Genomic DNA, 18447 nt, shown 5'->3' on the forward strand with positions numbered 1-18447 from the left:
TCAGCTGGCCGCGAGCTTGCGGTACTTCCGGCGCATCGATGCAGCGGTGTGCACGGTGTTGATGATGAAGAGTGCCGCGTAGACCACGAAGAAGACCGCGGGAGCGGCCCAGAAAGCGAAGCTCCAGCACAGGATGCCGGTGTCCGTCGGCAGCAGCAGCAGCGACTTGCGGGCGCCGGACGCTTCTGCGGCCTCTCCGCCGCGATTGCGGACGAGTTGCTCCGCGAGGATCTGGCTCATGAACTGTCCGACGCTCATCACCGTGAACAGCAGTGCGACGATGGCGAGCCAGATCAGGTCAGGGCGGTGGAGCATGACGGCCACTGCCACGCTCAGGTGGATGGCCGGAGTGCGGATCGCATCGACCACGTGATCCAGCCACTCGCCCGCCGGGCTTGATGCACCGGTGAGTCGTGCGACCTGGCCGTCGGCCGAGTCGAAGACGTAGCCGGCGGCGAGCAGTGCGGCCGTCACCAGGGCCGACCACCAGGAGGGCTCGAAGACGATCATCACAGCGAGGCCTACGGCGGACAGCCCGGCGCTCAGGATGGTGACGGCGTTCGGGGTGAGCCCGAGGGCCGCCGCGGATGCGGCGACGCCTCGGGCCAGTCTGCGGTTCACCCAGCGCGTGTACGCGGGCACACCGGCCCCGCTCTTCTGTGCGCGATTCAGGTCGGCGAGATACTCGCTGAATCCCGGTCGAGTCGGAGCGGCCACACCGGTCATGATGCCACCGCGGACAGCTCGAAGCTGTGGCTCGGGGTCGAGCGGTAGTTCGAGTGCACCTCGACGGCGATCACGTTGGCGCCCACCTGGAAGGCCGAGACCGGGACGTCGAACACGAACGGGGTGTTGACCGCGTTGGTCGCCGACACCGCTGTGTTCGCATAGGTGCTCTGGCCCACCGCCCCGGCGCTCATGTTCTGCCGTGCGACCTCCACACCGTTCACGTAGACCACGATCCCGTCGTCCGCACGGGTCGTGACCGTCACCTTGCTGAAGTTCAGCGACTCGAGGTTCACCGGCTGCCGGTAGTAGCTCGTGATCGGGCGGGGCGACACCGAGGTGTCGTATGCCGTCGCGAGCCCGGTGTGGCCCCAGCCGAACGCTCCCGCGCCGGTCGCCCAGGCGGTGGCGTCGAAGTTCGCCGCGGCCCAGTCGGCGGGGGTGGCGTCGTTCGTGAAACGGTACGACCACGTGGATCCTGCCGTGACGACCGGGGTCGTGACCGCGGGCTCCGGCTCCGGCTCGGGCTCCGGCTCGGGCTCCGGCTCCGGGTCCGCGGGCGGAGCGGGAGGCTGAGTCCCGATCGTGGCGACCGCCTCGAGCTCGAAGCTGTGGCTCGGGGTCGAGCGGTAGTTCGAGTGGACCGAGGCGGAGATCACGTTCGTGCCCGTGGTGAACATGTAGCCGGGCACGGTGACCGTCTGCGGTGCCGCGAGCGCTGCAGCAGCGCCGACCGCGGTGTTCGCATAGGTCCCGATGCCGGCGGCGACGCCCGCATCGACGTTCTTGCGCAGCACCTCGGTGCCGTTGACGTAGAGCACGATGCCGTCATCCGCTCGGGTGGTGATCTTCACCGACTCGAGCTGTGATGCGTTGGCGACGTCGAACGTCTGTCGGTAGAACGAGGCCAGCGGCTTCGGCGTGACCGTCGTCGTGAGGGTCGTGCCGAGGGTCGCCTGTCCCCATCCGAGGGGGGCCAGGCCGGTCTGCCACGCCGAGGCGTCGTAGGCCGGTGTCGTCCACGCACCGGACGGACCGGCTGCGTTGTAGAGATATGACCAGGTCGATCCTGCGGCGATGAGGGTCGCGTACGTCGGCTGAGCCGGCGGCGCGACGGCCTTGACGGCCGCAGTGGATGCCGAGGCATTGCCGCGTGCATCGATCGCTCGCACGAAGTACTGCGTGTCGGCCGGCGCTGCAGGCAGCGTCGCCGTGGTGCCGGTCACCGTGGCGACCACGCGGTCGTGGCGGAGCACCTGGTAGGCCGTGACTCCGCGGTCGTCGGTCGATGCACCCCAGGTCAGAGAGACGCCGTCCGTCGTGGTGTTCACGACGAGGCCTGCCGGAGTCGTCGGAGCGACCGTGTCGCGCTGTGCGTGTCGGACGAACCCACCGGACCACTGCCGTACGTATCCGGGCTGCGTCGAGTACGTCCAGTCGCCGCCCTGCCACAGCGTTCCCTTCGAGTCGACGAAGAGCGCCCAGGATCCGGCTCCGCGATTCGTGTCGAAGTCGCCGTTGAAGCTCGGGATGCGCGTGCCGGTCGTGGCACTCCACGCGCCGGAGCCGTACACCGCGTTGGCGGCGGTCCACGCCGTTCCGACCGGGTTCCACGTGGTGGATCCGTCGTACTGCGTCTCGAAGCAGTGGCATCCGCCGTAGACGGCGTTGCCGTCGGTGGCGATGGCCTGGAAGTCGCCGCCGGCGTTGCCGACGGACGAGCTCACCAGCGTGAGGTTGTCGCGCGAGTAGCTGAACAGAGAGTGCTCCGACCCGCCGAGCCACACCTTGTCGCCGACCTCGAGCACGGCCTGCTGGTAGCCGGTGCGTCCGCTGTTGCGGTTGGAGAAGACGACCGACCAGTTGAACAGATCGGTGTTGGCCGCCGACATCGCCGCAGCCTTGTCGGCGGGGCGGGACTTCGACATCGTGAAGAAGCCGGCGAAGTAGACGCGATCACCCTGCGCCGAGGCGTCGACGCTCATGACGGTTCCGTTGAACTCCGGGTTCCACGTGGCGTCGGGTGTGCCGTTGGTGACGTTGAGTCGCACAGCGCCACGCGTGTAGTTCTGCACGCTCGAGGTGCCGCCGGTCGAGTGCGTGAACACTCCGGCCGCGTACAGCCAGCCGCCCTGCACGTCGAGTGTGCGCACGATCGGCACGCCGCCGCTGAGCGCGTTGCTCAGTCGCCCTGTGAACGTCGGATCGATCTCGCCGGTCGTGGCGTTGAGGACCACGAGCCCTGCGACGTTCTGGCCGTTGACCTGGGTGAAGAATCCACCCACAGCGATGCGGTTGCCCGGGAGCGGCGCGAGGGCCTTGATCTGGTTGTTGAAGGTCGGGCGGAACGTCGGCACGAACTCCGCGGAGTCGCGCTGGAACGCGGCCAGGTACGCCTGCGGCTGCGAGCTTCCGCCGCCGGCCGTCTTCTGTACGGTGGTGAAATTGCCACCCACGAACACGGTGCTGCCGACCTCGGCGAACGCCGAGACCTCGTTGCTGCCCTCGGTGCTGGCAGCTCCGGCGCCGAGCCCCGCGACGCCCCAGTTCTGCGTCTGCGCGAAGCTGTCGACCACGGCTTCGTTCGTGACCGCCGCGGTCCCGGATGCCGGGAGAGCGGTCAGCGACGAGGTCGAGATCTGCGGACGGATGTAGACCTGGGTGAACGGACGTGCATACCCCGTGTTGGTGTCCTTCGACCACAGGTAGCTCGTCGACGCGGGGTTGCCGCGGATGTTGCTGCCGAACCCGAAGCCCATCGCCCAGCCCTCTGTGGCGCCGGTGATGGTGCGCACGCGCACGTAGTTGTTGTCGTTGCCGAAGTTCGACGTCTGACCCCCACTGCGGGTGGTGTTGCCGATCTTGTACTGCGACACGCGCTGCTCGTTGTTGAACATCCAGGTCCACTTGTCACGCGGGCTGGAGAAGGTGAACGTCAGGTCCTGCCAGGTCGTTCCGGCCTGGTTCGTCGCGCGGACGAGACGGACACCCTCTGCGAGGTTCTTGATCGGCTGGTTGTTGTTGAGCTGGTCGATCAGCTCGCCCGACAGCTGGCGTGGCGTGAACGCCGCCGTGCCCGTGACGTCGGTGCGGACCTGCTCAGGCGAGCCGGAGCCGTTTGTCGACGTCGCCCAGGCCTCGCGACCGCGGCCGACGAGCAGCCAGCCACCGCCGTTGGTGGTCTGGTCGCAGTAGAACTGGTCTGCGGCGACCATGGCGGGAGTCTTGAGCCAGTAGACGCCGTCGGCGGACTGAGGATTGCGCTGCTTGATCTCCCAGCAGGACGCGGCCGCGGTCAGCTCGGACAGGCCGTCCGCCGTCGGCAGCGGTACCTCGGCGGCGCTTGCGCTCGTGACCGGCACGAACAGGGCGGCGAGAGTCAGCGCCGCGGTGGCCGCGGCGAGCGCGATCCTTCCGCGGCGGCGGGTGGTGTTCGTGGTCATTTCAGGGCGCCTTTCGTCAGCGGCCAGGTTCAGCATGTCGGGTCGTTCGGAAAACTGTGGTTGGCGATCCGCCAGATGTCGTCGGCTCCCTGCACCAGGGTGAACAGGTGCAAGGCGCGAGGCATCTTCGCGGTGTCGTCGCCGATCGGAGCGCCCTTGGCATCGAGGATCGACACGGCGGAGGAGTCGATGCAGGCGGTCACTTCGGCTGTCGCCGGTTCGGTGTCGGTGCTCACGGCGGTCACATCGCTCGACACGAGCGTGGGGGAGCCGGCGATGCTCCAGCCCTGTGAGATGAGCTCCTGCCATTGGGCCTCGAGCTCGGCCGCGTACGAGTCGACCGCCACGTCCTTCAGGAGTGCGGCGAGGTCTGCCGATGTCCCGACGGTGCTGATCGGCGCCGCGAGCGCGGTCTCGATCGTGGCGAGCGCCTCGTCATCGGCGAGTTCGCCCGTGACGGTCGGCGGAGCGGCCGGTGCCGGCGTCGCCGTGACGGTCGGCGTCGGCTCCGCGCCCGGTGTGGAGCTGCGGTCACCGCTCGTGGTGACGAGCGCGATCAGCACGCCCACCACGATGACGGTCGCCGCAGCGAGTGAAATCCATAGCGCCCTGCGCTTGCGCGCGTCGGGCGTCGTCAAAACGTCCCCAGACATCCCCTATTTTCCCCAGATAGTAGTAGCTCGTCCCACCGAGCGGCCTTCCGACACTAAGAGGTCGGAAGCTTTCCCCAAGCGGCAGAATATCACACTGCCCGAAGTCGCACCACTGACTATCGCATCGATGTCCCGGGAGGTCGGCGCAATTCGTGCAGGTGCAGTCGCCGCCTGTCCAGGCGGCACCACACGAGGAACAGCGCGGCGCCGATCAGAGCGGCGAGGATGAGGCCTGCCCAGGTCGGACCGAGGAGCAGTCGCAGCGCGATCGCGGGGATCCCGAATGTCATCAGCGCCACGAGCAACGGGTAGAGCCCCGGGAGGGGCGAGACCCTCAGGCCCAGGACGAAGCGCACCTGGACCGACGCGAGCGCCGCATCGAGCGCGCAGGCGATCGCCCACGCGACGGCTGCGCCGGTGATGCCCCAGATCGGGACCAGCAGGTAGATCAGTGCCACGTTCACGCCCACCGCGATGGCCTTGTTCATCGCGGCGAGGCCGCTGCGGCCGCTCATGAGCAGGACCGAATGGATGTTGCCCGCGAGGAAGGTGACGATCGAGCCGATGGACATCGCGATCAGCACGGACTGCCCGTCGGCGAACGACTCGCCCAGCAACGACAGCGCGACGGGTGCGAAGACGGCGAGGAGCACGTACACGGGCGAGCTGAACAGCACGAGCCACACCGTCGCGGTGCGGTACACCGTCTCGAGCTCCTTCGTGTCCTCGCGGTGCAGCATCTTGCTGAACATCGGGGAGACGACGACCCGCAAGGCGGTATCGACGATCATGCCGGCCGCGACGAACCGGCTCGCCGAGCCGTACACGCCGGCTGCGGCGGGGCCTGCGATCGCACCGACGATGATCACGGCGAGCCAGATGAGGAGCTGCTCGAGGCCCGACGACAGCACGCGTGGGAGCGCGTAGCGGATGGTTCGGCCCGGCACTCCGGAGCGGAGGTAGCCGGGGGTCGCCTGGTCGCCGAGGCGGCGCAGCTGGAACACCATGACGACGATCGCCGCGATGGCGGCGGGGAGCATAGGAAGGGCCCAGGCGAATGCGGCGCCCACGGCGCCGGCGCCGATGCCGACGGCTGCGGCGATCGCGACGGGACGCAACGATGGGAGCAGCACGTTGCCCACGAGCACGTAGGCGTTGACCTTGCCCAGCGCTCTCGTCGCCGACAGGGCGGTGAGCATGACCGAGGCGACCGGCAGGAACCAGACGACCGATCGGATGGCGGCGGTGACAGGGTCGCCGGGGTTCTGGGCCTCTGCGACGAGCACACCGACGAAGAGCACCCCCGCGCACGCGAGCCCGGCGACCGCCGAGACGAGGATCAGGAATGCGCCGGTCGGCCGCAGCAGTGCGCGACCGTCCTCGAGCTGTCGCGGAAGGATCCAGATCGCGGCGGAGTCCATGCCGAAGCGGGCGACGCCGAGCGCGATCGAGAACACGCCGACCGCCTGAAGGACGACGCCGGAGCCCGTGTCACCGAGCATCTGCCCGAGCACGATGATCAGGATCAGTCCCATGACGGCACTGATCGCCGATCCGACGAAGCTCAGCGCGCCACCTCGCGCGAGCTCTCCGCGCGCTGTGGCGGTGGAGCTCATGCCCGGCGCCCGCGCAGCTTCTGCGCCGCGACCGCGGCCATGAAGCTCGGGTTGCCCAGGAGATAGCGCTTGGCGAGACGGCGCGGTTCGATCATCAGGCGCCACAGCCACTCCAGACCCGCGCGGATCATCCACTCGGGTGCCCGCCGGTTCGAGCCGCTCAGCCAGTCGAAGAGTCCGCCGCAGGTCAGGACGGCCGGGGGCAGTCGGTCGCGGTGCGCATCGACCCAGAGCTGCTGGGCAGGGTCGCCCATCCCGACGAAGAGCATGCGCGTGCCATGCGTGGCGATGTCGTCGAGCACCGCCCCGACCTGCTCCGTCGAGACGTAGCCGTGGTGGGTGCGGAGGCTGAGCCCGGGGATCCTCGCCCTGAGAAGTTCCGCAGCCTTCTCTGCGACCCCATCAGCCGCCCCGAAGAAGTAGACCGGATGCCCCGCCTCCGCGGCCGCCCGCAGCAGCGGCTCGGCGATGTCGGTGGTCGCGAGTCGTTCGGGAACGGATCCTCCGAGGAGGTTCGCGGCCCACACGACCGACTGTCCATCGGCGTAGGTCGTGCTCGTCGAGAGCAGACGGCTCAGCTGTCGGTCGCGTCGGGCGAGGTTGCAGACATGCGCGTTCACGCCCACGGCGACCTGGGTCTGCCGGCCTGCGGCCATGGTCATGATGTGCTCGATCAGCGACGCTTCCGTGAACGAGTCGACGCGCACTCCTGCTACCTCGACGGACACATCGGTGCCGGTCGGATTTCCCTCGCTCATTCGTTCAGTATGCCCCGCTGGGCTGCACCATGACCTTGGCGGTGCGCCACATGATCTGCAGGTCGTTCATCACGGACCAGTTCTCGACGTAGCGGAGGTCGAGGCGCACGCTCTCGTCCCACGAGAGGTCGCTGCGGCCGGAGACCTGCCACAGACCCGTGATGCCGGGCTTGATGTAGAGGCGGCGGAAGACCGTGCCGTCGTAGGCGGTGACCTCTGCGGGAAGCGGCGGGCGGGGGCCCACGACGCTCATGTCGCCGATGAGGACGTTCCAGAACTGCGGCAGCTCGTCGAGCGAGAGCTTGCGCAGGATCCTGCCGACGCGGGTGACCCGGGGGTCGTCCTTCATCTTGAACAGGAGGCCGGCTCCTTCGTTCTGCTCCTTGAGCGCGGCGAGCTGCTGCTCGGCGTCGGTCTTCATGGAGCGGAACTTCATGATCTTGAAAGTGCGGCCGTCGCGCCCGACGCGCTCCTGAGAGAAGAACAGCGGCCCAGGCGAGTCGAGCTTGACGAGCAGCGCGAGCACCGGGGTGATGAGGGCGATCGGGATCAGAGCGACGGCGGCGACCATGACGTCGAGAGCGCGCTTCAGTACGTGCACGCCGCCCTCGTAGGTCGGGATCTTCACCTGGATGAGCGGCAGCCCGTCGACCTGACGCAGTGAGACGCGAGGCCCGGCCACGTCGGTCAGCCGGCTCGAGAGCACGAGCTCGGCGGCGGTGCCCTCGAGCTGCCAGCTCAGGTGCTTCACGAAATCGGGATCCCCCTCGGGGCGGCTCGCCACGATGATGGTGTCCGCCCCGAGTTCCACCGCCGCCCCAGCGACGGTGTGGAGGTTCCCCACGCTCGGGTAGGTGCTCTCCCCGAGCGTGAGCGTGCCGGCATCGCGATCGAACAGCGTCGTCCCCACGACGTTGTACCCGTTCTCTCCACCCTTCTGGAGAGAGTTGATCACGTACTCGACATCTTCGGTCGCGCCGACCACGAGGGTTCGCGACGCGTACTGGCCGCCGAGGCGTCTGCGCTGCAGCCATCGCCTCCAGCTCCAGCGCCCGAACAGCAGCCCCAGCATGCCGATCGGGAGAGCGATGAAGAACAGCGGCTGCAGTCCTTCCCACTCGAACAGGACGCCGACGATCGCGGTGATGCCGAAGGCGAGGCCTGCGGCATGCGCGACACGGCGGTACTCCGTCGCACCCGATCCGAGGATCGTGGCGGCCCGGGTGTTCAGCGCGGACAGCGTCAGGTACCACGCGAGCGTCAGAAGGATGCCGTTACGCAGGGCCTCTTCCCCTGCGATGCCGGTCATCAGCTGAACCGCTGCCGTGGCTGCGGCCGCGAACAGGATGACCCCGGCATCCGTGATCCGCAGGCGCATGCGGTAGCGCCGCTCCCACTGTCGGCGTCGCTCCAGCGTCGCCGACACGCGCGGTGTCACGACCGTCTGCATGACCGCCTTGGCGGCTCGCGGTGCAGCGACCGGCGTGAAGACCGAACCCGTGCGAGTGATGCTCAGAGCATCCTCGACGGAAGTCATGCCGAGGCTCCTTGAGCCGTATAGGTACGCAGAAATCCCCAGTGCGCCATTGTATTCCCCAGTGTTTCCCCAGACCACGGACCCCACGTCCATGGCATCGTCTGCATCCCGACCCCTCGGGTTCCTGCTGCATCCGTGATCCCACATCACGGGTTGCGACCACCGTCCCACACGGTGGTGCTGGCAGCAGGTGCTGCAGACTTCGTTCACTCTAGCGGAACCAGACGTTCAGCGGAAGATAATTCACGCGAGTGGACGAACCGATATTCCGATACGCGCGCTCTACCCCGGAATCACGCCGATATTCTGACCGCGTGACCACAACTTCCGCACCTCGATTCCACCTGAGTCGCATGCTGCCGCGCGACCCCGCCCAGCCGCATCGCGCAGCGAGCATGCTCGAGCTCTTCTTCGACCTGGTCTTCGTCGTCGCCGTGAGCATCGCCTCGGCGCAGCTGCACCACGCACTGAGTCATGGCGACTTCGTGCACGGCATCACGTCGTATGCGATGGTCTTCTTCGCGCTGTGGTGGGCGTGGATGAACTTCACGTGGTTCGCCACCTCGTTCGACACCGACGACTGGCTGTATCGGGTCACCACCATCGTCCAGATGGGTGGCGTGCTCGCCTTCGCCTCCGGCATCCCCGCCGCATTCGAGTACGGCGACTTCACCGTGCCCGTTCTCGGCTACATCGTGATGCGCGTCGCGATGGTCGCGCAGTGGCTCCGAGCGTCGAGGGGCGCGGGCGAGCTGCGGTCGGCGACCCGTCGATACGCCTTCGGGATCGCCGCGGTGCAGGTGCTGTGGGTCGTGTTCCTGCTCATCCCCGCAGGCGCCGCGCAGCTCGTCGCCTTCGTGGTGTTCGCGCTGATCGAGGTCAGCGTGCCGGTCTTCGCGGAGTACCGGCATCAGACGCCGTGGCATCCGCATCACATCACCGAGCGGTACGGCCTCTTCACTCTGATCGTGCTCGGCGAGAGCCTGCTCGCTTCGGCGAACGCGATCATCGACGCGAGCCACGAGCTGGAATCCTTCGTCCCTCTCATCTCGATCTCCGTCCTGACGCTCGCAGTGACCGCTTCGCTGTGGTGGATCTACTTCTGGCCGCCGCACCACCGGGCCATCACGACATTCGGCCGCTCGCTCCGCTACGGCTACACGCACTACGTGGTGTTCGCCGCCGCTGCCGCGTTCTCGGCCGGCATCGAGGTCGAGCTCGACGTGCTCACCGGTGAGAGCCACCTCTCCCAGGTCGTCGCCTCGTTCACCGTGACGATCCCGATCGCGATATTCCTGCTGGGGGTCTGGTGGGTCGCGATCCGCGAGAACGCCGACCGCGTCGTGAACGCCGTGGTCCCGATCGGGGCCGTCGTGGTGCTCCTCGACCCGATCCTGCCGATCCCGGTCGCCATCACGGCGCTGGTGCTCGTGGCGATCGTCGTCGTGCTCGTGCTGCATCCACCCGTCGACAAGAGGTCATAGCTTTCGCATAGACGAGGCATAGCTCGCTGATCGGCTCCTCCGTGACCATGGGTACATCGACAACCACATCGACATCCCGAACCCACCGAGAGGAGCACGATCATGAGCCGCATCCCCGAACCCGTCCACACCCCTGAGGGCCCCACCTACGAAGGGCGGCTGCTCGACCGGATCGACGAGGAGGTCGTCGATCAGGGCGCCGCCTTCGACATCCGCACCCTCGTGACCCGTCGCGGGGTGCTCGGTCTCGCCGGTCTCGGCGTCGGCGCCATCGTCCTGGCCGCCTGCGCCCCCGCTGCGACCGGCACGTCGAGCACGAGCAGCAGCGACCCCACGGCGACGACAGAGAGCGACGCGTCGACCGGTACCGCGACAGCGGCGGGGGAGATCCCCGACGAGACTGCCGGCCCCTACCCCGGAGACGGATCCAACGGCCCAGACGTGCTCGAGGAGTCCGGCATCGTTCGTCAGGACATCACGACCTCGATCGACGGCTCGGCCACGGCCGACGGCATCCCGCTCACCTTCGAGTTCGAGGTGCTCGACCTGGCGAACGGCGGAGTGCCCTTCGCGGGTGTGGCCGTCTACGCCTGGCACTGCACCGCTCAGGGGGAGTACTCGATGTACTCGTCGGGGCTCGAGGACGTCACGTATCTGCGCGGCGTGCAGGTGGCAGATGCCGACGGGAAGGTCTCGTTCGCATCGATCTTCCCCGGGTGCTACTCGGGACGCTGGCCGCACATCCACTTCGAGGTGTATCCGGACGTCGACTCGATCACCGACTCCGCCAACGCGATCGCCACCTCGCAGATGGCGCTCCCGGAGGACGCCTGCGCTGCGGTGTATGCGGACTCCCGCTACGACGGCTCATCGCAGAACCTGTCGCAGACGAGCCTCTCCGGAGACAACGTCTTCGGCGACGACTCCGCGGCCCTGCAACTGCCCACCATCACGGGAGACGTGGCCGGTGGCTACTCGACCACCCTCGTGGTCGGCGTCGACACGACGACCACCCCCACCGCAGGCGCCGCCCCCTCGGGTGGCGACGGCGGCCCCGGCGGCGGTCAGCCGCCGTCCAACTGACGCTCTCACGAAAGGAGAGAAGACATGCTTCAGAACCTCACAGGGTGGCACGCCCTGATCATCCTCGCGATCGTCGTCCTCATCTTCGGCGCCGCCAAGCTCCCCGCCCTCGCCAAGAGCGTCGGGCAGTCCATGCGCATCCTCAAGTCCGAGGTCTCCGAGCCTGCGGGCGACACCGCGGCCGAACCGCACGCCGAGTCGCGGCCGGTGACCACTCGAGACGCCCGTGCGTACGTGGACGCCGTCGGGTCGGACGACCTCGCCCGACCCGTCGCGCGTACCGCGGAGTAGATCATGACCGCGCTCGCTCCCGACGTGGTCGGGGCCTCGGCCCCGGCCACGGCGACCGGCCCCTCTGCCGGGATGCCGCTGTCGGCACATCTGCGGGAGGCGCGCACGCGCTCCCTGCGAGCGGTGGTGGCGCTCCTCATCGGGGTGATGACCGGCTACCTCCTCTCCGACCAGGTCATGGAGATCGTTCGGGCCCCGATCACCGCGCTCGCCGAGTCCCGCGACGCGAGCCTGAACTACGACAGCATCACGGGGGCGTTCGATCTCAAGCTCAAGATCGCCCTCTTCTCCGGCATCGCGCTGTCGAGTCCGATCTGGATGTACGAACTGCTGGCGTTCCTCGCCCCCGGACTCGACCGGCGCGAGAAGAAGTACACGTTCGGGTTCCTCGCAGCAGCCGTCCCCCTCTTCGCCGCCGGCTGCACGGCGGGTCTCCTTCTCTTCCCGCACATGGTCGAGCTGCTGGCGGGCTTCGCCTCGACCGAGGACAGCACGCTGCTACAGGCTTCCTACTACGTCGACTTCATCCTGAAGATCGTGCTCGCGACCGGTGTCGCCTTCGTGCTGCCGGCGTTCCTCGTGATGCTCAACCTGCTTGGCATCCTCCCCGCGCGCGCGATCGCCCGCAGCTGGCGCATCGTCATCGTGGCGATCGTCCTCTTCAGCGCGATCGTGACTCCGGCCGCCGACGTGCTGTCGATGTTCCTGATCGCCGTGCCCATGACCGCGCTGTTCCTCGTGGCGCTGCTCATCGCCTGGCTCCACGATCGCGCGGTGGATCGTCGGCTCTCGGCGGGCACTGTGCGGACGGCTGTGCGGACGGCCGTGTGCACGACGGCGACCACGACGGAAGGATGACCCGTGTTCGGACTCACGGTCGAGAAGCTGTTCCTGGTCGCCCTGCTGGCCGCGGTGATCATCGGTCCCCGCCGTCTTCCGGAGTACGCCCGGAGGCTCGGCGGGCTGATCCGGCGGCTCACCGTGCTCGCGGGCGATGCCACCCGTCGCGCCGAGCAGGAGACCGGGGTCGCGACGATCCGACAGGACTGGACTGCCCTGGACCCTCGGCAGTACGACCCTCGGCGCATCATCCGGGAGGCATGGGCCGCGGCCGAGACCGCGGAAGACGCGGCCCCGCAACCGGAAGCATCCGTCGACGACGCCCGTGCCTCTGCCGGCCCCGGTGCTCCCGCCGGCACCTGGGTCATCGCCGGATCGTCCGGCCATCCGCGTCGCGTCTGGATGCCCGCGGAAACTGATTCTCGCCCTGTGGATGCCGATCTGCTAAGCTGATGGTGCAACGTGTGTTCTGGCCCCCCTCTAGGCCACCACGAAGCCACTGATCAGGGCCATCACGGACCAAGCGCATCGATGCGCGCGGCATCCGCCCTCGATCTCATCATCTTGCGGGCCGCGACAGCACGCCCGCCGCACAGCAATGAGTATCACCATGAGTACGACCACTTTTCCGCCTTCCGACCCGTTGACCTGGAAACAGGCCGACACCGACGTGCACGTCGCGACCCGAGCCGGCGAGTTCGCCGGATTCGTCGAGTTCGACGGCACCACCCACCTCGCCCGCGACCAGCGGGGCACCGATCTCGGCTCGTTCGAGTCCCTCGACGACGCCCGTGACGCCCTCGAGGGTGCGAACACGCCGGAACGGCGTCCGTCGGCATTCTCGCGGCGGCTTCGTCAGGTGCTGCGGCGGGGCCCGCATCGGGCGCGCGCCTGACCATCGCCTGTGACGTCACACAGAGTCGACACAGAGTCCGCGACGTATTCCCCACAGCGCATGTGAGGGGGGTTAGGTTGAGGTAAGCGTTGGGCGATCTGCCTTGGGCTTACCACAGCTCAAGGGCTCCAATCGACGGGAGAGCAACATCTCCATTTATCAGGTCGAAAAGACCGCAGCCACGCTCGGACCGGTACGTCAGACGTATTCGGGCAATGCAGACATCCCCCCGATGACCCACGCCTACAAGCAGGTCTCGCAGGTCATCCGCGAGACCGGCCTGCTGCAGCGGGCAGGCTGGTTCTACATCTTCGTCGCCGCCGGCCTCGCCGTCGCCCTCGGAGGACTCATCACCGGCTTCATCCTGCTCGGCGACAGCTGGTTCCAGCTGCTGATCGCCGCCGGGCTCGGTCTCGTCCTCACGCAGGTGGCATTCCTCGCCCATGAGGCAGCCCACCGCCAGATCCTCTCCTCGGGGCCTGCGAACTTCCGTCTCGCTCGCATCCTCGCCGCCGGTGTCGTCGGCATCAGCTACTCCTGGTGGGATTCGAAGCACACCAAGCACCACGGGAATCCGAACCAGGTCGGCAAGGATCCTGACATCGAGGTCGACACGATCTCGTTCCTCGAGACGGATGCTGCGCAGTCGCGCGGCCTGGTCCGCCTGATCACGCGCAAGCAGGGATGGTTCTTCTTCCCGCTGCTCACGCTCGAAGGCCTGAACCTCCACTACCTCGGCGTCAAGCACCTCGTGACCAGCAAGAAGGCCAAGGGCCGCTGGATCGAGCTCGGCCTCATCGCCCTGCGCTTCGCGATCGTGCTCGTCCCGGTCTTCATGATGCTGCCGCTCGGCATGGCGTTCGCCTTCATGGGCGTCCAGCTCGCCGTCTTCGGCGTCTACATGGGTGCGTCGTTCGCACCGAACCATAAGGGCATGCCGATCATCGACCCGAGCGCTCGCCTCGACTTCTTCTCGAAGCAGGTGCGCACCTCGCGCAACATCCGTGGCGGATGGTGGGCCACCTGGCTCATGGGCGGGCTCAACTACCAGGTCGAGCACCACCTGTTCCCGAACATGCCCCGCCCGCACCTCTCGAAGGCCCGCGAGGTCGTGCGCGACTACTGCGCAGCCAACAACGTGCCGTACACCGAGACCAGCCTCGGCCGGTCGTACGCGATCGTCATCGAGTACCTCAACCGCGTCGGTCTCGCCGCAGGCGCTGATCCGTTCGACTGCCCCGCTGCCGCGCAGTTCGTCCGCGCGTAGCCAGTCCGCGCGTAGCCAGTCCACGGCGTCGATTCGAACGGCCTTCATCCTTCGGGGTGGGGGCCGTTCGTGCTCTGTGTCGTCGTTTAGATCAGGCCGAGTTCGAGCGCGAGTGTCACCGCACGCGTGCGGTCCGAGACCTCGAGCTTCTCGAAGACGTGGATCAGGTGCGTCTTCACCGTGGCCTCGCCGATGAACAGCTCTCGAGCGATCTCCGGGTTGCTGCGACCCGCCGCGACGAGGCGGAGCACCTCGCGTTCCCGCGGACTCAGCTGAGGCCTTGACGGTCGGTCGCCACGCATCCGCGCGACGAGCGTGGCAGCGATCGTCGGCGCGAGGACCGTATGGCCTTCGGCGACGGAGCGGATCCCCGCGACGATCTCCTCCTGCGGCGCGGCCTTGAGGAGGTAGCCGCTCGCCCCCGCCTCGATCGCACCGAGGATGTCGTCGTCGGTCTCGTAGGTCGTCAGCACGAGCACTCGCACGTCGGGCAGCTCAGCAGTGATGCGCGACGTAGCCTCGATGCCCGAGATGCCAGGCATCCGGAGATCCATCAGCACCACATCGGGTCGCAGGCGAGCGGTCAGGTCGACGGCCTCGGCGCCGTTCGCCGCCTGCGCGACGACCTCGAGCCCCGGATCGAGGTCGATGAGTCCCACGATGCCGGACCGCACGATCGGATGGTCGTCGGCCACGATGACTCGGATCATGGCGTCGTCTCCTTCTCGGCCTCGGCCTCGGCAAGCAGCGGTATGCGCACGGTGAGGTCCGTGCCTGCCTGCGCTCCGTCTGCGACGATCAGGGTGCCGCCGACGAGCGCGACCCGCTCCCGCATTCCCGCAAGACCGAATCCGCGGTCGTCGTCGATCGAGATTCCACCGAGTCCGCGGCCGTCATCGCGGATGCGGAGCTCGGCGGAACCGGCGATCGTGAGTGTGACCTGAGCGGATGCAGCACCTGAGTGCTTGCGCACGTTCGCGAGCCCCTCCTGAGCGCAGCGCAGCAGGACGACCTGGACGTCTCGCGCCAGCACGGCATCCGATGCCGTCACGTCGACGTGCACGCCGGTCTCCCGTGCGAAGCGGTCTCCGAGGCGGCGGAGCGCGTCACCGAGCGAGTCGGCGGACGGCGTGGGCGAGGTCACGGCCACGAGGGCTCTGGCCTCGACGAGCCCCTCTCGCGCTGCGCTCTCGATCAGCTCGATCGCAGCGGGGGAGCCGTCGAGGCGTGCGCGTTCGGCGAGCATGACGATGCTCGCGAGGCTCTGGGCGATCGTGTCGTGGACGTCGCGAGCGAGACGAGCGCGCTCTTCGATCGCCCCGGCCTCTCGGCTGGCCGTCTCCAGGCCCGCCTGCGCCGCGGTCAGATCCGCGAGCAGATGCTGGCGCTCCACGCCCCATTCTGCGATGCGGGTGATCCAGAGGCCGAGAGCCAGGCTGAACGCGGTCGACAACCCGGATGAGACGAAGCCGGTGCTGAGGGCGTCAGCGGTGAAGCCGCCCCAATAGCCGTAGGCGAGGCCGAGTACGACGCCGTTGCCCACCGTGACCAGCACCGCCTGCAAGGTCGATCGCGATGTCATCCAGATGAGGGGCAGCACCAGGGTCTGGAGCAGCAGCATGTTCGGCTCGATCGCCACGCCCACCGCGAGAAGAGAGATCATCCCGACCTGAAGCAGCGCCGAGACAGCGGGGGCAGGGTCCTCGATGCCCTCGTGGATCCCCACGTAGGGCCGGGCGCCGAACGCGTAGAGGAGGAAGACGCCGAGCGTGATGGCGACGAGCACCCAGCGCGATCCGGCGAAGTTCTGCGGGAGGCTGAGGGCGAGCCCGGCCACCGTGAGCAGCAGCGCGGTCGCGGCGATGTCCCACCCCAGGCGCTCTCGGCGGATCACACGGCTCATGCGCACCACTCTCCCACTGTTCCGCGCGCCCCGACGTGCGTCCGGACGCCGCGCAGACGTCGATCCGCGTCACGGAAGGCCAGGGATGCCGGTGTCATCCGTCGCGGCGGATCCAGCGGAAGGTGGCGCGGCTGAGGATCACGCCGACGACGAGCCAGACGCCCAGCATGATCGCCACCATGCCGAGCGCCCACTCTCCACCCGGTTCTGCGGCCTTGAACGAATCGGGCAGGATCGCGGCGCGCATCCCCTGCGCGATCCACTTGAGCGGGAAGATGGCGGCGACGTTCTGCAGCCACTCGGGCAGGGCCGAGAAGGCGATGTAGACGCCCGAGACGAACTGCAGCAGCAGGACGACCGGGATCACGACCGCCGATGCGGTCTTGCCCGAACGCGGGAGCGCCGACAGGGCGATGCCGAGCAGAGTGCACGAGAGCAGACCGAGCACGAAGACCCAGGCGAACAGGCCCCACGACTCAGCATCCGAGGGCAGCTGCACCTTGTAGATCACTACCGCGACGGTGAGGAGCAGCGCCATCTGCAGGATCGCCGTCACGAAGACCTCTCCGATCTTGCCGATGAAGTAGGTGGCGGGCGATATCGGGGTGCTGCCGAGGCGCTTCAGCGTGCCGTCGCTCTTCTCCACGGCGATCTCGATCGACAGGCCCTGCACTCCGGAGAGGAAGATGCCACCCGCGATGAGTCCTGGGAGGTAGTAGGTCGCCATGCTGACCTTGTCGGCGCCCTCGCCGATGTCACCGGTGAAGATCGTCGCGAAGATCAGATACATCACCGTGGGGAACAGGAACGTGAAGAAGACCTGGTCGCCGGCTCGGAAGTACTGTCGCAGCTCGAAGCCGATGCGTCGCACGCCGAGCCGGATCGTGCGGGGGAGTCCGAACCGCGCCGGTGCGGTGGTGGTGCTCATGCCGGCTCCTTCAGATCGGTGCGGCTGTCGTCTGTCGTGGGGTCGGCGGCCGATGCGGCGTCGTGCTGCCGGATGAGGCCGAGGTAGATGTCCTCGAGGGTGGGGCGCATGACCTCCAGGGCGTCCGGTTCGCCGATCGTCCTCTGCAGTTCCGAGACGAACGCTCCGGGGGCCGCCGTGCGCTGCTCATGACGGCTGCCGGCAGCATCCCGCCAGCGGACCAGCGGCGTGCGTGCGTCGGGACCGCCGATCTCGTCGATCGGTCCGATCGCCGCTATGCGCCCAGCGGTGATGACCGCGGCGCGGTCGCCGAGCTGAGCCGCCTCATCGAGGTAGTGGGTGGTCAGCAGGATGCTGGTTCCCTCCGCCTTGAGCGAGCGGATGAGATCCCAGAACTGACGTCGGGCTTCGGGGTCGAATCCGGTGGTCGGTTCGTCGAGGAACAGCATCTCCGGTCGACCGATGATCCCCAGGGCGACGTCGAGGCGGCGCTGCTGGCCGCCGGACAGCTTTCCCGCGCGGGAGCGCTGCTTCTGCTCGAGGCCCACCGCCGCGATCACCTCGTCGATGTCTCGGGGACGCGGGTAGTACCCGGCGAACTCGGTGAGCAGTTCACGGACGGTGAAGTTGCCCGCTTCGCCGGTCGACTGCAGCACGATACCCAGGCGTGTCTTCCAGTCCAGGCCGCCACGCTGCGGGTCGACGCCGAGCACGCGTACCTCGCCGGACGTGCGGTGCCTGTATCCCTCGAGGATCTCGATGGTCGTCGACTTTCCCGCACCGTTCGGGCCGAGCAGTGCGAAGGTCTCTCCGCGGCGGATGTCGAAGCTGATGCCGTCGACCGCGACCGCGCCGCCGTATTCTTTGCGGAGGTCCCGTACCTCGATCACGCTGTCTGTCATGTCCCCAGCGTGCCCGCAGAAGAGCTTGCGCGGTAGCCGTGAAGCGACGGACTCAGGCATCAACCGATCGGTGGATGCCTGGCGTGGACAGAACAGGGGCGTGGGCGGATGTCCGCCCACG

General features: G+C 67.9%; 17 protein-coding genes. 7 read left to right on the forward strand and 10 right to left on the reverse strand.

Going from position 1 to position 18447, the window contains the following annotated elements:
* The 6 genes from RQG77_RS19215 to RQG77_RS19240 all read right to left on the reverse strand — a co-directional run bounded on the left by RQG77_RS19215 (window position 1) and on the right by RQG77_RS19240 (window position 8733).
* A complete protein-coding gene (locus tag RQG77_RS19215) occupies window positions 1-726 on the reverse strand; it encodes a CDP-alcohol phosphatidyltransferase family protein (RefSeq protein WP_311246186.1) in 726 nt (241 codons plus the stop codon).
* Window positions 723-4169 carry a fibrinogen-like YCDxxxxGGGW domain-containing protein gene (locus tag RQG77_RS19220; protein WP_311246187.1) on the reverse strand — a complete coding sequence of 1149 codons (3447 nt, stop codon included), beginning with the start codon at window positions 4167-4169 and terminating at the stop codon, window positions 723-725. The genes RQG77_RS19215 and RQG77_RS19220 overlap by 4 nt, the downstream gene beginning before the upstream one ends.
* A 29-nt stretch (window positions 4170-4198) precedes the next feature.
* Window positions 4199-4822: a hypothetical protein gene (locus tag RQG77_RS19225; RefSeq protein WP_311246188.1), complete on the reverse strand. Its 624-nt coding sequence runs from the start codon at window positions 4820-4822 to the stop codon at window positions 4199-4201.
* A gap of 116 nt (window positions 4823-4938) precedes the next feature.
* Window positions 4939-6438, reverse strand: a complete 1500-nt coding sequence (locus RQG77_RS19230) for an oligosaccharide flippase family protein (protein ID WP_311246189.1) — start codon at window positions 6436-6438, stop codon at window positions 4939-4941.
* Window positions 6435-7196 carry a WecB/TagA/CpsF family glycosyltransferase gene (locus tag RQG77_RS19235; RefSeq protein WP_311246190.1) on the reverse strand — a complete coding sequence of 254 codons (762 nt, stop codon included), beginning with the start codon at window positions 7194-7196 and terminating at the stop codon, window positions 6435-6437. The genes RQG77_RS19230 and RQG77_RS19235 overlap by 4 nt, the downstream gene beginning before the upstream one ends.
* A gap of 4 nt (window positions 7197-7200) precedes the next feature.
* Window positions 7201-8733 carry a sugar transferase gene (locus RQG77_RS19240; RefSeq protein ID WP_311246191.1) on the reverse strand — a complete coding sequence of 511 codons (1533 nt, stop codon included), beginning with the start codon at window positions 8731-8733 and terminating at the stop codon, window positions 7201-7203.
* Window positions 8734-9086: 353 nt separating this feature from the next.
* Between RQG77_RS19240 and RQG77_RS19245 the strand changes: the two genes are divergently transcribed.
* From RQG77_RS19245 to RQG77_RS19275, 7 genes are all read left to right on the forward strand, one after another.
* Complete coding sequence (locus RQG77_RS19245) at window positions 9087-10217, forward strand: low temperature requirement protein A (protein WP_311246200.1); 1131 nt, start codon at window positions 9087-9089, stop codon at window positions 10215-10217.
* 102 nt (window positions 10218-10319) lie between these two features.
* Window positions 10320-11300, forward strand: coding sequence for an intradiol ring-cleavage dioxygenase (locus RQG77_RS19250; RefSeq protein WP_311246192.1), 981 nt, complete (start codon window positions 10320-10322; stop codon window positions 11298-11300).
* Window positions 11301-11324: 24 nt separating this feature from the next.
* Window positions 11325-11591 (forward strand): twin-arginine translocase TatA/TatE family subunit, encoded by a 267-nt coding sequence (locus RQG77_RS19255; RefSeq protein ID WP_311246193.1) that lies wholly within the window; start codon window positions 11325-11327, stop codon window positions 11589-11591.
* Between the two features lie 3 nt (window positions 11592-11594).
* The gene (gene tatC / locus RQG77_RS19260) at window positions 11595-12449 is read left to right on the forward strand and encodes a twin-arginine translocase subunit TatC (protein WP_311246194.1); all 855 of its coding nucleotides are present in this window, start codon (window positions 11595-11597) and stop codon (window positions 12447-12449) included.
* Between the two features lie 3 nt (window positions 12450-12452).
* Complete coding sequence (locus RQG77_RS19265; protein ID WP_311246195.1) at window positions 12453-12884, forward strand: twin-arginine translocase TatA/TatE family subunit; 432 nt, start codon at window positions 12453-12455, stop codon at window positions 12882-12884.
* Window positions 12885-13041: 157 nt separating this feature from the next.
* Window positions 13042-13326, forward strand: a complete 285-nt coding sequence (locus RQG77_RS19270) for a hypothetical protein (RefSeq protein ID WP_157521009.1) — start codon at window positions 13042-13044, stop codon at window positions 13324-13326.
* Window positions 13327-13474: 148 nt separating this feature from the next.
* A complete protein-coding gene (locus RQG77_RS19275; protein WP_311246201.1) occupies window positions 13475-14593 on the forward strand; it encodes an acyl-CoA desaturase in 1119 nt (372 codons plus the stop codon).
* An 86-nt stretch (window positions 14594-14679) separates the two neighbouring features.
* Here the strand turns inward: RQG77_RS19275 and RQG77_RS19280 are convergent, their stop codons facing one another.
* From RQG77_RS19280 to RQG77_RS19295, 4 genes are all read right to left on the reverse strand, one after another.
* Entirely contained in the window at window positions 14680-15303 is a 624-nt protein-coding gene (locus RQG77_RS19280; protein WP_311246196.1) for a response regulator transcription factor, read from the reverse strand.
* A complete protein-coding gene (locus RQG77_RS19285; RefSeq protein ID WP_311246197.1) occupies window positions 15300-16496 on the reverse strand; it encodes a sensor histidine kinase in 1197 nt (398 codons plus the stop codon). The genes RQG77_RS19280 and RQG77_RS19285 overlap by 4 nt, the downstream gene beginning before the upstream one ends.
* 94 nt (window positions 16497-16590) lie before the next feature.
* Complete coding sequence (locus tag RQG77_RS19290) at window positions 16591-17424, reverse strand: ABC transporter permease (protein ID WP_311246198.1); 834 nt, start codon at window positions 17422-17424, stop codon at window positions 16591-16593.
* Window positions 17421-18326, reverse strand: coding sequence for an ABC transporter ATP-binding protein (locus RQG77_RS19295; protein ID WP_311246199.1), 906 nt, complete (start codon window positions 18324-18326; stop codon window positions 17421-17423). Before RQG77_RS19295 ends, RQG77_RS19290 begins: the two co-directional genes overlap by 4 nt.
* Window positions 18327-18447 lie beyond the last annotated feature (121 nt).

This window comes from Microbacterium sp. WCS2018Hpa-23 (assembly GCF_031843845.1).
In the GTDB taxonomy this organism is placed as follows: Bacteria; Actinomycetota; Actinomycetes; order Actinomycetales; family Microbacteriaceae; genus Microbacterium.

Excerpts from the sequence above, each read along its gene's own strand:
- RQG77_RS19245 (WP_311246200.1), top strand. The coding sequence starts at position 9,087 with ATGCTGCCGCGCGACCCCGCCCAGCCGCATCGCGCAGCGAGCATGCTC.
- RQG77_RS19255 (WP_311246193.1), top strand. The coding sequence starts at position 11,325 with ATGCTTCAGAACCTCACAGGGTGGCACGCCCTGATCATCCTCGCGATC.
- RQG77_RS19215 (WP_311246186.1), bottom strand. The coding sequence starts at position 726 with ATGACCGGTGTGGCCGCTCCGACTCGACCGGGATTCAGCGAGTATCTC.
- RQG77_RS19235 (WP_311246190.1), bottom strand. The coding sequence starts at position 7,196 with ATGAGCGAGGGAAATCCGACCGGCACCGATGTGTCCGTCGAGGTAGCA.
- RQG77_RS19220 (WP_311246187.1), bottom strand. The coding sequence starts at position 4,169 with ATGACCACGAACACCACCCGCCGCCGCGGAAGGATCGCGCTCGCCGCG.
- RQG77_RS19295 (WP_311246199.1), bottom strand. The coding sequence starts at position 18,326 with ATGACAGACAGCGTGATCGAGGTACGGGACCTCCGCAAAGAATACGGC.
- RQG77_RS19280 (WP_311246196.1), bottom strand. The coding sequence starts at position 15,303 with ATGATCCGAGTCATCGTGGCCGACGACCATCCGATCGTGCGGTCCGGC.
- RQG77_RS19270 (WP_157521009.1), top strand. The coding sequence starts at position 13,042 with ATGAGTACGACCACTTTTCCGCCTTCCGACCCGTTGACCTGGAAACAG.
- RQG77_RS19285 (WP_311246197.1), bottom strand. The coding sequence starts at position 16,496 with ATGAGCCGTGTGATCCGCCGAGAGCGCCTGGGGTGGGACATCGCCGCG.
- RQG77_RS19240 (WP_311246191.1), bottom strand. The coding sequence starts at position 8,733 with ATGACTTCCGTCGAGGATGCTCTGAGCATCACTCGCACGGGTTCGGTC.
- RQG77_RS19225 (WP_311246188.1), bottom strand. The coding sequence starts at position 4,822 with ATGTCTGGGGACGTTTTGACGACGCCCGACGCGCGCAAGCGCAGGGCG.
- RQG77_RS19250 (WP_311246192.1), top strand. The coding sequence starts at position 10,320 with ATGAGCCGCATCCCCGAACCCGTCCACACCCCTGAGGGCCCCACCTAC.
- tatC (WP_311246194.1), top strand. The coding sequence starts at position 11,595 with ATGACCGCGCTCGCTCCCGACGTGGTCGGGGCCTCGGCCCCGGCCACG.
- RQG77_RS19290 (WP_311246198.1), bottom strand. The coding sequence starts at position 17,424 with ATGAGCACCACCACCGCACCGGCGCGGTTCGGACTCCCCCGCACGATC.
- RQG77_RS19230 (WP_311246189.1), bottom strand. The coding sequence starts at position 6,438 with ATGAGCTCCACCGCCACAGCGCGCGGAGAGCTCGCGCGAGGTGGCGCG.